The sequence below is a fragment of the Mycolicibacter sinensis genome (assembly GCF_001667375.1).
In the GTDB taxonomy this organism is placed as follows: Bacteria; Actinomycetota; Actinomycetes; order Mycobacteriales; family Mycobacteriaceae; genus Mycobacterium; species Mycobacterium sinense_A.
Genome location: NZ_LZIN01000090.1, coordinates 1 through 11720 on the forward strand (window position 1 = coordinate 1; position 11720 = coordinate 11720).

General features: G+C 69.2%; 12 protein-coding genes and 1 pseudogene. 10 read left to right on the plus strand and 3 right to left on the minus strand.

The genetic code is table 11. The features are described 5' to 3' along the window. Window positions 1–146, plus strand: a pseudogene (locus A5771_RS22760) (IS110 family transposase); the annotation flags it as partial. A gap of 20 nt (window positions 147–166) precedes the next feature. Here A5771_RS22760 and mtr read toward each other — a convergent pair. Further along, on the minus strand, window positions 167–1546 hold the full coding sequence (gene mtr, locus A5771_RS18280) for a mycothione reductase (RefSeq protein ID WP_064856611.1): 1380 nt from the start codon (window positions 1544–1546) through the stop codon (window positions 167–169). Window positions 1547–1587: 41 nt separating this feature from the next. On the opposite strand from mtr, the gene mqo reads away from it, so the two are divergent. The 4 genes from mqo (at window position 1588) to A5771_RS18300 (ending at window position 7741) form a co-directional block, all read left to right on the plus strand. Continuing rightward, the gene (gene mqo, locus A5771_RS18285) at window positions 1588–3069 is read left to right on the plus strand and encodes a malate dehydrogenase (quinone) (protein ID WP_082947315.1); all 1482 of its coding nucleotides are present in this window, start codon (window positions 1588–1590) and stop codon (window positions 3067–3069) included. 9 nt (window positions 3070–3078) lie between these two features. Beyond that, a complete protein-coding gene (cobA, locus tag A5771_RS18290) occupies window positions 3079–4296 on the plus strand; it encodes a uroporphyrinogen-III C-methyltransferase (RefSeq protein ID WP_064856613.1) in 1218 nt (405 codons plus the stop codon). A 33-nt stretch (window positions 4297–4329) separates the two neighbouring features. Continuing rightward, on the plus strand, window positions 4330–5910 hold the full coding sequence (locus A5771_RS18295) for an MFS transporter (RefSeq protein ID WP_064924609.1): 1581 nt from the start codon (window positions 4330–4332) through the stop codon (window positions 5908–5910). A gap of 73 nt (window positions 5911–5983) precedes the next feature. Next, complete coding sequence (locus A5771_RS18300) at window positions 5984–7741, plus strand: proline--tRNA ligase (protein WP_064856615.1); 1758 nt, start codon at window positions 5984–5986, stop codon at window positions 7739–7741. Here the strand turns inward: A5771_RS18300 and A5771_RS18305 are convergent. Together A5771_RS18305 and A5771_RS18310 are read right to left on the minus strand one after the other, a co-directional pair. Continuing rightward, window positions 7738–8196 (minus strand): ferritin-like domain-containing protein, encoded by a 459-nt coding sequence (locus A5771_RS18305; protein WP_064856616.1) that lies wholly within the window; start codon window positions 8194–8196, stop codon window positions 7738–7740. The two genes, A5771_RS18300 and A5771_RS18305, sit on opposite strands and share 4 nt — an antisense overlap. Continuing rightward, entirely contained in the window at window positions 8193–8711 is a 519-nt protein-coding gene (locus tag A5771_RS18310) for a hypothetical protein (protein WP_064856621.1), read from the minus strand. Before A5771_RS18310 ends, A5771_RS18305 begins: the two co-directional genes overlap by 4 nt. A gap of 183 nt (window positions 8712–8894) precedes the next feature. Here A5771_RS18310 and rimP point away from each other — a divergent pair, with 183 nt between their 5' ends. From rimP to A5771_RS22190, 5 genes are all read left to right on the plus strand, one after another. Next, window positions 8895–9428 carry a ribosome maturation factor RimP gene (rimP, locus tag A5771_RS18315; protein ID WP_064856617.1) on the plus strand — a complete coding sequence of 178 codons (534 nt, stop codon included), beginning with the start codon at window positions 8895–8897 and terminating at the stop codon, window positions 9426–9428. Beyond that, complete coding sequence (nusA, locus tag A5771_RS18320; RefSeq protein WP_064856618.1) at window positions 9425–10447, plus strand: transcription termination factor NusA; 1023 nt, start codon at window positions 9425–9427, stop codon at window positions 10445–10447. The genes rimP and nusA overlap by 4 nt, the downstream gene beginning before the upstream one ends. Before the next feature lie 249 nt (window positions 10448–10696). Then, the gene (locus A5771_RS18325) at window positions 10697–11044 is read left to right on the plus strand and encodes a hypothetical protein (RefSeq protein WP_064856619.1); all 348 of its coding nucleotides are present in this window, start codon (window positions 10697–10699) and stop codon (window positions 11042–11044) included. A 168-nt stretch (window positions 11045–11212) separates the two neighbouring features. Next, a complete protein-coding gene (locus tag A5771_RS18330; RefSeq protein ID WP_064856620.1) occupies window positions 11213–11485 on the plus strand; it encodes a YlxR family protein in 273 nt (90 codons plus the stop codon). Window positions 11486–11562: 77 nt separating this feature from the next. Beyond that, a partial coding sequence (locus A5771_RS22190) for a translation initiation factor IF-2 N-terminal domain-containing protein (protein ID WP_131808935.1) occupies window positions 11563–11720 on the plus strand: 158 nt, incomplete at its 3' end.

Sequence of the window (11720 nt, forward strand, 5' to 3'; positions counted from 1 at the left end):
ACCAGCGAAAACGAGACGAAGGAAAGCGTCCGATCCCCGCCACGATCTGCCTGGCGCGGCGCCGCACCAACGTCCTCTACGCCCTCATCCGTGACAACCGCACCTGGCAACCCGATTCACCCCCGATCACCAAATCGGCGGCTTGATTTCTTCATTGAGAGTCCTTTCACTTCAGGCCCAGCAGCGCGTTCTCGACGACCTCCGGCAGTGCCGGGTGGATCCAGTACTGGCCGCGGGCCATCTCCGGCGCGGTCAGGCCGAAGCTCATCGCCTGGATCAGCGGCTGGATGATCGACGACGCCTGGTGGCCCATGATGTGCGCGCCCAGCAGCCGGCCACTGTCACGTTCGGCGATCAGCTTGACGAACCCGGTGGTGTCCTCCATTGCCCAGCCGTAGGCGACGTCACCGTAGTCCTGGATCTTCACCGAGATGTCGAAACCCTGTGCCACTGCTTGTGTTTCGCTTAGCCCGACTGCGGCGATCTGCGGATCGGTGAAGACCGCGAACGGCACGTAGCGGTGATCGGTGGCCCGCATCGAGGCGGTGTCGTCCCAGTCGCACAACAAGTTGTGCTGCACCACCCGGGCTTCGTGGTTGGCGACGTGCTTGAGTTCGTAGGGGGAGGAGATGTCGCCGAGCGCGAAAACCCCGGGCGCGCTGGTTCGTTGGTACTCGTCGACCATCACCCGGCCGGCTGCGACGTCGACCCCGGCTTGTTCGGCGTCGAGCAGATCGCCGTTGGGCACCCGGCCGGTGGCCACCAGCAGTGCATCGGCATGCACCAGTGACCCGTCGTCGAGCTGCAGCTCGACACCCGAACCGACATGGCGGGCACCGGTCACTTCGCGTCGCGCCCGCAGATCCCACTTGCGCGCCACCACCTCGGTGTAGCGCTGGGCCACCGTCTCGTCGGTGTGCCGCAGCATCATGTCGCTGCGGATCACCACGGTGACCCGGACGCCCAGTGCGGAGAACACGTGGGCGAACTCCGCGGCCACGAAGCCGCCGCCGACGATCACCAGGCGCTCGGGCAGCTCGGGGATGCGCATCACGTCGTCACTGGTGTAGTAGCGCACGCCGCTGTGGGCGATCACCGGCGGAATCCAGGTTCGAGCTCCGGCGGCGATCACCACCTGGGTGGCGGTGAACTTCTCCCCGTCGCTGGTGCGCAACAGGTACTTGCCGTCCGAGCCGACCGGCCCGAACCCGGTGTGCGCGGCGTAGACGTCGACGCCTTCCAGGCTGCGCCGATACTCCTCGCCGCCGGCGGCGATCGGGTCGATGCGCCCGAAGACCCGTGAGACGATGTCGGGCCAGCGAATCCGCTCGATGCGGGCCTCGACGCCGTAGCGGGACGCCTCGGCGATCGTCTGCGCTACCTCGGCGGCGTAGACGAACATCTTCGTCGGGATGCACCCCACATTGAGGCAGGTCCCGCCGAAGGTGCCCTGCTCGCAGATCGCCACCCGCTTGTCGGCATACCGCTCGTCGAGAATGCTGTTGCCCGAACCGGTTCCAATGATGGCCAGGTCGTAGCTCTCCATGGCGTCAGCCTAAACGGTGCCCGCCCGTTAGCCTGAGAGCCGTGCCCACCGCCGCCAGTACCGACATCGCACTGATCGGCGCGGGCATCATGAGTGCCACCCTGGGCGCGATACTGCGCCGGCTGGAGCCGGAGGCCTCGATCACCGTCGTGGAGCGGTTGAACGCCGCCGCCGCCGAGAGCAGCGACCCGTGGAACAACGCCGGCACCGGCCACGCCGGGCTGTGCGAACTGTTCTACACGCCGCAACAGCCCGACGGCTCGATCGAGATCGCCAAGGCGGTGCGGGTCAACGAGCAGTTCCAGGTGACCCGCCAGTTCTGGTCCTACGCGGTGGAAAACCGCATGCTAAAGCAACCGCGCGACTTCGTGCGTGCCATCCCGCACGTCAGCTTCGTGCACGGCGCCGCTGGTGTCGACTACCTGCGCCGCCGCCATCGCGCACTGGCGTCCAACCCGCTGTTCGCCGGAGCCGAGTTCATCACCGACTTCGACGAGTTCGCCGCGCGGCTGCCGCTGATGGCCGCGGGTCGCAACGCGGATGTCCCGCTGGCCCTGGATTGGGCGCCCCAGGGCACCGACGTCGACTTCGGGGCGCTGGCCTCCCAGCTGATCGGCTACGCGGCCCGCGACGGCGCCGCGGTGCTGTTCGGACACGAGGTGCGCAGCATCGGCCGCGAATCCGACAGCAGCTGGACACTGGGACTGCTCAACCGCCGCACCGGTGAAAGCCGAACGCTGAAGGCCAAATTCGTCTTCGTCGGAGCAGGGGGAGCCACGCTGGGCCTGCTGCGCAAGGCCGGCATCCCGCAGGCTCGCGGCTTCGGCGGATTCCCCATCGGCGGTGAGTTCCTGCGGTGCGGGGCCCCGGACATCACCGCCGCCCACCGCGCCAAGGTGTATGGCGCCCCGGCCCCGGACGCGCCGTCGACGACCGCGCCGCACCTGGACGCCAGGGTGGTCAATGGTGCGTCGTGGCTGCTGTTCGGACCGTTCGCGGCGTGGTCACCGCGCTTCCTCAAGCACGGGCGGACCACCGATCTGCCGAGATCGGTCCGCTTGGACAATGCGGCCTCACTGCTGGGCGCCGGGATCCGGGAGCGCGAGCTGGTCGGTTACCTGCTGCGCCAGCTGCGCCAAACCCACGCCGCCCGGATCGACGCGCTGCGCGAATTCGTCCCCGGCGCCTCCGACCGGGACTGGTCGCCGATCCGGGCCGGCCAGCGGGTGCAGGTGGTTCGGGCCGGACGGCTGGAATTCGACACCACGATCGTCAGCGCCGCCGACGGAAGCATCGCGGGCCTACTCGGCGCCTCCCCGGGGGCGTCGACCGCGGTGTCGGCCATGCTCGAGGTGCTGGCGCGCTGCTTCGCCGGCCGGTTCGCGGGCTGGCTGCCCAGGCTCACCGAGATGGTGCCGTCGCTGGGCACCCGGCTCTCCGACGAGCCCGCCCTGTTCGAGCAGGTGTGGAAGTGGGGAACCCGACAGCTGCAGCTGCACCCGGCGGCCGGTGACCCGCTTTAGAGTGACCGGGTGACCGAGAACCCATACCTGGTCGGGCTGCGGCTGGCAGGCCGCAAGGTGGTCGTGGTGGGCGGGGGCAGCGTCGCACAGCGGCGGCTGCCGCTGCTGGTGGACAGCGGCGCGGAGGTGGTGGTGATCGCCACCAGTGCCACCCCGGCGGTCGAGGCGCTGGGGGAGCGCAGGCCCGGCATCACGCTGGTCTCGCGCGGCTACCGGGACGGGGACCTGGCCGATGCCTGGTATGCGATCGCGGCTACCGATGACCCGGATGTCAACGCCGCCGTGGTCGCCGAGGCCGACCGGCGCCAGATCTTCTGCGTGCGCGCCGATCTGGCCGTCGAGGGTTCCGCGGTCACCCCGGCCACCTTCGGCTACGCCGGCCTGTCGGTGGGGGTGCTGGCCGGCGGTGAGCACAGCCGGTCGGCGGCGATCCGTTCGGCGATCCGCGAGGCTCTGCAGGACGGCACAATCACCTTGGCAGCCGAGGCGCCCGATGATGTGGTGCGCGGCGGGGTGGCACTGGTCGGCGGCGGACCCGGCGATCCGGAACTGATCACGGTGCGCGGCCGGCGCATGCTCTCGCACGCCGACGTCGTGGTCGCCGACCGGCTCGCGCCGCCGGAACTGCTCGCCGAGCTGGCGCCGCACGTCGAAGTCATCGACGCCGCCAAGATCCCCTACGGGCGGGCGATGGCACAGGACGCCATCAACGCCCTGATTATCGACCGCGCCACGGCCGGCAAGTTCGTGGTGCGGCTCAAGGGCGGCGACCCGTTCGTGTTCGCCCGCGGCTACGAAGAGGTGCTGGCCTGCGCCGAGGCCGGAATCCCGGTGACGGTGGTGCCCGGTGTGACCAGTGCCATAGCGGTGCCGGCGCAGGCCGGGGTTCCGGTCACCCACCGCGCCGTGAACCACGAATTCGTAGTGGTCAGCGGGCATGTCGCGCCGGACGACCCCGAATCGTTAGTGAATTGGGACGCGCTGGCCGCAATGCGCGGAACCATCGTGCTGCTGATGGCCGTCGAACGCATCGAGCAGTTCAGCGCGGTGCTGCAAAAAGGCGGCCGGCCTGCCGATACTCCGGTACTGGTGGTCCAGCACGGGACCACGCCCGCCCAGCACACGCTCCGAGCCACGCTGGCCGACGCGCCCGAGAAAATCCGCGCGGAGGGCATCCGACCTCCCGCGATCGTCGTTATCGGCGCGGTCGCGGGATTCGGGGTTTAAACATCTCTTAATATTACTGTAGGGTAGCCAGCTATGACCGCTCTCGATGATGCAGGACGGGCGACTGCGCAGTGGCCGGCGGATGCCGCCGGAGCGGAGCCCCCGGGGCGTCACGGCTCGGCCCTCGTGAGCCGGACCAGCAGATTGGTGTCGTCTTTGCTGCCGTCTCGTCGGTTCATCTACGCCGTGATCGCCATCGGCGGTATGCAGTTGCTGGCCACGATGGACAGCACCATCGCGATCGTCGCGCTTCCTAAGATCCAGGATGACTTGGGCCTGTCCGACGCCGGCCGCGGCTGGGTGATCAGTGCCTACGTGCTGACCTTCGGCGGCCTGATGCTGCTCGGCGGCCGGCTCGGCGACACCATCGGCCGCAAGCGCACCTTCATCAGCGGGGTGGCGCTGTTCACCATCGCCTCGGTGCTGTGTGCGGCAGCCTGGGACGCCCCCACCCTGGTGATCGCCCGGCTGCTGCAGGGCGTCGGCGCCGCCATCGCCTCACCGACCGCGCTGGCGCTGATCGCCACCACCTTTCCGAAGGGGCCGGCCCGAAACGCCGCCACCGCGGTGTTCGGCGCGATGACCGCCATCGGTTCGGTGCTGGGCCTGGTGGCCGGCGGCGCACTTACCGAGGTGTCGTGGCGGCTGGCGTTCGCCATCAACATCCCGATCGGCCTGCTGATGATCTACCTGGCCCGCACCGCGCTGACCGAGACCAACCGGGAGCGGATGAAGCTGGACGCCGCCGGGGCGCTGCTGGCGACCCTGGGCTGCACCGCCGCGGTGTTCGCCTTCACGATCGGCCCGGAGGTGGGCTGGATCTCGGTGCTCACCATCGGCTCCGGCGCGGTGGCGGTGGCCGCCCTGTTGGCATTCGCCGTGGTGGAGCGCACCGCCGAGAATCCGGTGGTGCCGTTCAGTCTCTTCCGGGACCGTAACCGGCTGGCTACCTTCGCCGCGATCTTCCTGGCCGGCGGGGTGCTGTTCACCGTGACCGTGACCATCGGCCTGTACGTGCAGGATCTGATGGGCTACTCGGCCTTGCACGCCGGGGTGGGGTTCATCCCGTTCGTGATCGGGCTGGGCGTGGGACTCGGGGTCTCATCCCAGCTGGTGCGCCGGTTCCCGCCGCGGGTGCTGGTGATCGCCGGCGGCGTCGTGGTGCTGGGGGCGATGATCTACGGCTCGACCGTTGACCGGGACATCGCGTACTTCCCGAACTTCGTGACGCTGATCGTGCTCGGCGGTCTCGGGATGGGCGTGATCGTGGTGCCGTTGACCCTGTCGGCGATTGCCGGCGTGGGCTTCGACCAGATCGGCCCCACCTCGGCGATCGCACTGATGCTGCAGAACCTCGGCGGCCCGATCGTGCTCGCGGTCATCCAGGCCGTCATCACCTCCCGGACCCTGTACCTCGGCGGCACCAACATGCCGGTCAAGACCATGAACCCCGCCCAGATCGCCGCGCTGGACGCCGGCTACACCTACGGACTGCTGTGGGTGGCCGGGGTCGCGGTGCTGGTCGGCGCCATCTCGCTGCTGATCGGCTACACCGCCAAGCAGGTCGCGCACGCCCAGGACGCGCAGGACGCCTTCGGCGCCGGCAACCTGTAACTTCCGGGCACCGCGATGACGGCCCCGAACGCGGGTCCGCGGTCGCTCACGGCGAAAGATAGGCTCTCGGCCTGTGATCACCCGGATGTCCCAGCTGTTCCTGCGCACCCTGCGCGACGACCCCGCCGATGCCGAAGTGCCCAGCCACAAGCTGCTGATCCGGGCCGGTTACATCCGGCCGATCGCCCCCGGGCTCTACAGCTGGCTGCCGCTGGGCCTGCGGGTGCTGCGCAACATCGAGCAGGTGGTGCGCGAGGAGATGAACGCCATCGGCGGGCAGGAGATCCTGTTCCCGGCGCTGCTGCCGCGTGCGCCGTACGAGACCACCAACCGCTGGACGGAGTACGGCGAGGGCCTGTTCCGGCTCAAGGACCGGCGCGACAACGACTACCTGCTCGGGCCCACCCACGAGGAACTGTTCACCCTGACGGTCAAGGGGGAGTACAGCTCCTACAAGGACTTCCCGGTGGTTCTCTACCAGATCCAGACCAAGTACCGCGACGAGGCGCGGCCGCGCGCGGGCATCCTGCGCGGCCGGGAGTTCGTGATGAAGGACTCCTACTCCTTCGACGTCGACGACACCGGCCTCAAAGCCGCCTACGACGCGCACCGCGAGGCCTACCAACGGATCTTCGACCGGCTGGGCGTGCGCTACGTGATCGTCTCGGCGGTATCCGGCGCGATGGGCGGGTCGGCCTCCGAGGAGTTCCTGGCCGAAAGCGAGGTGGGCGAGGACACCTTCGTGCGCTGTGCGGAATCCGGCTACGCCGCCAACGTCGAGGCGGTGACCACCGCGCGCCCCCCGGCCCAGCCGATCGAGGGCCAGCCGGAGGCGCAGACCTACGACACCGGTGATACCCCCACCATTGCCACCCTGGTGGACTGGGCCAACGGCGCGGGCCTGGGCCGCACCGTCACCGCTGCCGACACCCTGAAGAACGTGCTGCTCAAGGTGCGCCAGCCCGACGGGGAGTGGGAACTGCTGGGCATCGGGGTGCCCGGCGACCGCGAGATCGACGACAAGCGGCTGGGTGCCGCACTCGAGCCCGCCGAGTACGCATTGCTCTCCGACGGCGATTTCGCCAAGCACCCGTTCCTGGTGAAGGGCTATATCGGCCCGAAAGCGTTGCAGGACAACGGTGTTCGCTATCTAGTCGACCCCCGTGTGGTGGCGGGCACCAGTTGGATCACCGGCGCGGACGCGCCCGGCAAGCACGTCGTCGGCTTGGTGGCCGGACGTGATTTCACCGCCGACGGCACGATCGAAGCCGCCGAGGTTCGCGACGGTGACCCGTCCCCGGACGGGGCGGGCACGCTGGTCAGCGCCCGTGGCATCGAGATCGCCCACATCTTCTCACTCGGCCGCAAATACACCGACGCGTTCGCCGCCGACGTCCTCGGCGAGGACGGCCGCCCGGTGCGGCTCACCATGGGCTCCTACGGTGTCGGCGTGTCCCGGCTGGTCGCCGTCATCGCCGAACAACAGCATGACGAGCTGGGGCTGCGCTGGCCGGCGACCGTCGCACCGTTCGACGTGCACCTGGTGATCGCCAACAAGGACGAGGCCGCCCGCGCCGGGGCCACCGCCCTGGCCGCCGAGCTCGACCGGCTCGGGATGGACGTGCTGCTCGACGACCGGCAGGCCTCACCGGGAGTGAAGTTCAAGGACGCCGAGCTGCTCGGCGTGCCGTGGATCGTCGTGCTGGGACGCGGCTGGGCCGACGGGATCGTCGAACTGCGCGACCGGTTCTCCGGGCAGACCCGCGAGCTGTCCGTCGGCGCCGACCTGGCCCGGCAGATCGGCGCCGCGATCCGCGGCGAGGCCGCCTAGTCCTGCCCGCCCGGGAATGCCCGGGTGATCGGCCAGGTGCCCAACGCCTGGCTCCAGTGCGCGGCCAGCACCGCGGTTTGGCCCAGCGCCGTTGCCGCGAACTCCCGGTCCGAGGGTTCGCGAGCCTGCTCAACGACGGCGCGCCAGGCGGTCGCCGTGTCGTTTTCCATCCGGACCGCCAGCCGCACCGCGTCGTCGGACGTACTCATCGGCAGGGGCAACTGATATCCGGCGGCAGCGGGCGGGACCGGGACCGCGCGGGCGGTCAGGATCGCGATGGTCGCGTCCCGGCGCTCGCGGTGCTGACGGATGGTGGGGACCACCAGATCGTTGAGCTCCGGCACCGAGTACGCCGACACCATCCCGTAGCCGTAGACGACCCCGTACTCGGTGGCCAGCGCATCGCACAGGGCGGCGTCGGGGCCGCTGAGCGCACCGGGTTCGACCGACGTCATGACTGCGTCACCAAGGCGACCGCATAGGAGGCCGTGCAGGCCGCTGCGATGGAGGCCAGCAACCCGGCCCGGTAGCCCGACGAGGCGATGGCCAGCTTTCCGGCGCCCTCAGCCGCGGACCGCAACGCGTTGACCACCTGGGACACCGTCGGGGCGGTCCCCTCCGGCGTGCTGGTCGAGGCGGTGGTCTCGGCGGCCGCCGGCGCCGGCTGCCCGGCGGCCCGGGCGATCTCGGTGGCCAGCGCGCGGGCGTGTTCGGCCCGTTCCAGCGACACCTGGTCCAGCGCCGCGGCCAGCGCTTGCGAGCCCGGTCCGGTCAGTGCCGCCCCGGCCGCGGCCGCCAGCTCGCTGTCGCGCCGAGCCAGCTGGAACTGCGCTTCCAGGTCGTCGAGCGCCGGCGGCATCGGGGACGAGCCGCACGCCGGTGCCGCCAGGGCGATCAGGGCGAGCATGCCGGCGCCGGTCAGCACGCGCCGCCGATCGATGGCGGTCAGGGGGCCGGGCACCTGAGACATCCTGCCACCCCGGCGCCGCCGGAGGATCGCGGCGTGGCCGGTAGCGGCGCCGACCGCCGGCGTGGCGGCGCTTTTCGGCGGTTTGCTGTGGCTGTGCACGCCACGGCGTATCGTTGGTGGCTGATTCCTAGCCGCGCCAGTCGCACGGGAAACGTCCGGACAACTCAAGACGAGGAGCTCGCCGTGGCCACCGGGCTACCTTCGCAGACACAGGTGATCGAGCTGCTCGACGCTGAGTTCACCCGCGCCGGATATGAGATCGAAGACGTCGTCGTCGACGACGGTGCGCCGCTGCCCCGGATCACCGTGGTCGCCGACGGCGACACCCCGCTGGACCTCGACACCGCTGCGGCGTTGTCGCGCTCGGCGTCGGACCTGCTCGACGGCCTCGACTTCGACGGCCAGTACGTGCTGGAGGTCAGTTCCCCGGGGGTGCAACGACCGTTGACCACCGCGAAGCATTTTCGGCGCGCGCACGGCCGCAAGGTCGAGGTGACCTTGTCCGATGGAACCGGCGTGACCGGTCGGGTGGGTGTTGTCGAGGACGACCTCGTGACGCTCGTGGTGCGCGCCGGGCGGGACTGGAACCGGCGCCGGTTGCCGCTGAGCGAGATCAGCAAGGCGGTGGTGCAAGTCGAGTTCTCGCCGCCGAGCGCACGTGAGTTGGAGTTGACGGGCCGTAAGGCCGGGGATGCGGGAACGGAGGCGAGCGGATGAATATCGACATGGCTGCGCTGCACGCGATCGAGGCCGACAAGGGCATCCCGGTCGAGGTCGTGGTGGAAACGATCAAAACGGCGTTGCTCACCGCCTACCGGCACACCGAAGGGCACCAGGCCGACGCGGTCATCGACATCGACCGCAAGTCCGGGATGGTGCGGGTGCTGGCTCGGGAGACCGACGTCGACGGCAATGTCATCAGCGAATACGACGACACGCCCGAAGGCTTCGGCCGGATCGCGGCGACCACCGCCCGCCAGGTGATCCTGCAGCGGCTGCGCGACGCCGAGAACGAGAAGGCCTACGGCGAGTTCTCGGCGCGGGAAGGCGACATCGTCGCCGGCGTCGTGCAGCGCGATGCCCGGGAGAACGCCCGCGGCGTCGTCGTGGTGCGGCTGGGCACCGAAGCCAAGGGCTTCGACGGTGTCATCCGGCCCGCCGAGCAGGCGCCCGGCGAAGGCTACGAGCACGGCGACCGGCTGCGCTGCTACGTGATCGGCGTGACCCGGGGGCTGCGCGAGCCGCGCATCGAGTTGTCGCGCACCCACCCGAACCTGGTGCGCAAGCTGTTCGCCCTGGAGGTCCCCGAGATCGCCGACGGGTCGGTGGAGATCGTCGCGGTGGCCCGGGAAGCCGGCCACCGGTCCAAGATCGCGGTGGCCTCGCAGGTACCCGGGCTCAACGCCAAGGGCGCCTGCATCGGTCCGATGGGCCAGCGGGTGCGCAACGTGATGAGCGAGCTGGCCGGCGAGAAGATCGACATCATCGACTACGACGAGGACCCGGCGCGGTTCGTCGGCAACGCCTTGTCGCCGGCCAAGGTGATGTCGGTGACGGTGATCGACCAGGCGGCGCGTGCGGCCCGGGTGGTGGTTCCGGACTTCCAGCTGTCGCTGGCCATCGGCAAGGAGGGCCAAAACGCCCGGTTGGCGGCCCGGCTGACCGGGTGGCGCATCGATATCCGCAGCGACGCGCCGACCCACTCCGACAGCGAACCCGACCACGTTCCCGGATAAGCGTTCTTATTTGTTCGTCCGTCAAATCCTGTGGAATACCCCAGGTGATTTGTTATGCGCGGTGTAGCGTCGATTCATGCTCGTAACCGGGGTGTCATAACTGAGCGTGAGTCGAACGGGGATGTTTGTCATGAATAGTCATCGTTTTGTGCTTGCCATCGGTGCCGGTCTGGGTGCCGCGCTTCTCGCCGGCTCCCCCGGCCTCGCGGTCGCTGTCAGCGCGGCATTCCCTTCCTGACCGCCAACGACTTGCGCGACGAGATCACCAATGGCACCGGTACCGCTGCGGCGTGGACCGGATCGGTGGATGAGAATTTCGCATTCCAAACGGTCGCACCGCTCGGGGGCATTCTGACGATCTTCGGGAATCATTACATCCAGAATCCGGAGGGGACATCCGACTACGTCACGCTGTTCAACAATGTCTTCCCACTTTTCGATACCCTCCCCGATGATCAGGCATCGACGGCGGCAGCCACCGTGGCTCAGCTCGCCGGGGACACGTCAGACCTGTCCAGCTCGTTTGATACGGACGCCGCCGACACCGGCTGGCTGGCGGATCTAAGCCCGTTGCTGGATATCGGCACCCTGTTCTGAACTGCCGCGCGGCGGGCGGCGACCGGCTGTGCCGAGCGTGTTCGGAACAGCGTCGCCGTATGGGTAGACTGAGCCGTGATCCAGCGCGAGACTTCGGCAGCCGCCTCGCGAACGCACCGCTCCCCGCGGGGACCGGTGCGCACGTGTGTCGGGTGCCGGAAACGCGAGTTGGCCGCCGAATTGCTTCGGGTGGTCGCTGTGTCGGGGAATGGCAACGAGGCCGTCACCGTTGACAGGGCGGGCAGCCAGCCGGGCCGGGGTGCATGGCTGCATCCCCGGCCGCAGTGCCTGCAGGCGGCGATCCGGCGACGAGCGTTCGCGCACGCGCTGCGGATCAGCGGTTCCCCGGATGTATCCGGGGTGGAGGAGTACTTCGATCAACAGATCGGCTCGCCGCCCCGGGCAACAGAACAGGTAGCGAAGAACATGAGCACACCGTGAAGTCCCGATGACCATGCGTCATAGCTAAGCCCGAGGCGCGGCCCACTACCGCTGTCGCCTCATAGACAGGAGAAGTAGTGGCAAAGGCCCGCGTACACGAGTTGGCCAAGGAACTCGGTGTCACCAGCAAGGAAGTCCTCGCTCGTCTGAGCGAGCAGGGCGAATTCGTCAAGTCGGCGTCCTCGACCGTGGAAGCCCCCGTCGCGCGGCGGCTGCGCGAGTCGTTCGGCGGCGG

What these genes read in the sequence shown, in the direction of transcription:
- A5771_RS18310 (WP_064856621.1), bottom strand. Translation starts at nt 8,711, where the DNA reads ATGTCTCAGGTGCCCGGCCCCCTGACCGCCATCGATCGGCGGCGCGTG.
- A5771_RS18295 (WP_064924609.1), top strand. Translation starts at nt 4,330, where the DNA reads ATGACCGCTCTCGATGATGCAGGACGGGCGACTGCGCAGTGGCCGGCG.
- nusA (WP_064856618.1), top strand. Translation starts at nt 9,425, where the DNA reads ATGAATATCGACATGGCTGCGCTGCACGCGATCGAGGCCGACAAGGGC.
- mtr (WP_064856611.1), bottom strand. Translation starts at nt 1,546, where the DNA reads ATGGAGAGCTACGACCTGGCCATCATTGGAACCGGTTCGGGCAACAGC.
- A5771_RS18305 (WP_064856616.1), bottom strand. Translation starts at nt 8,196, where the DNA reads ATGACGTCGGTCGAACCCGGTGCGCTCAGCGGCCCCGACGCCGCCCTG.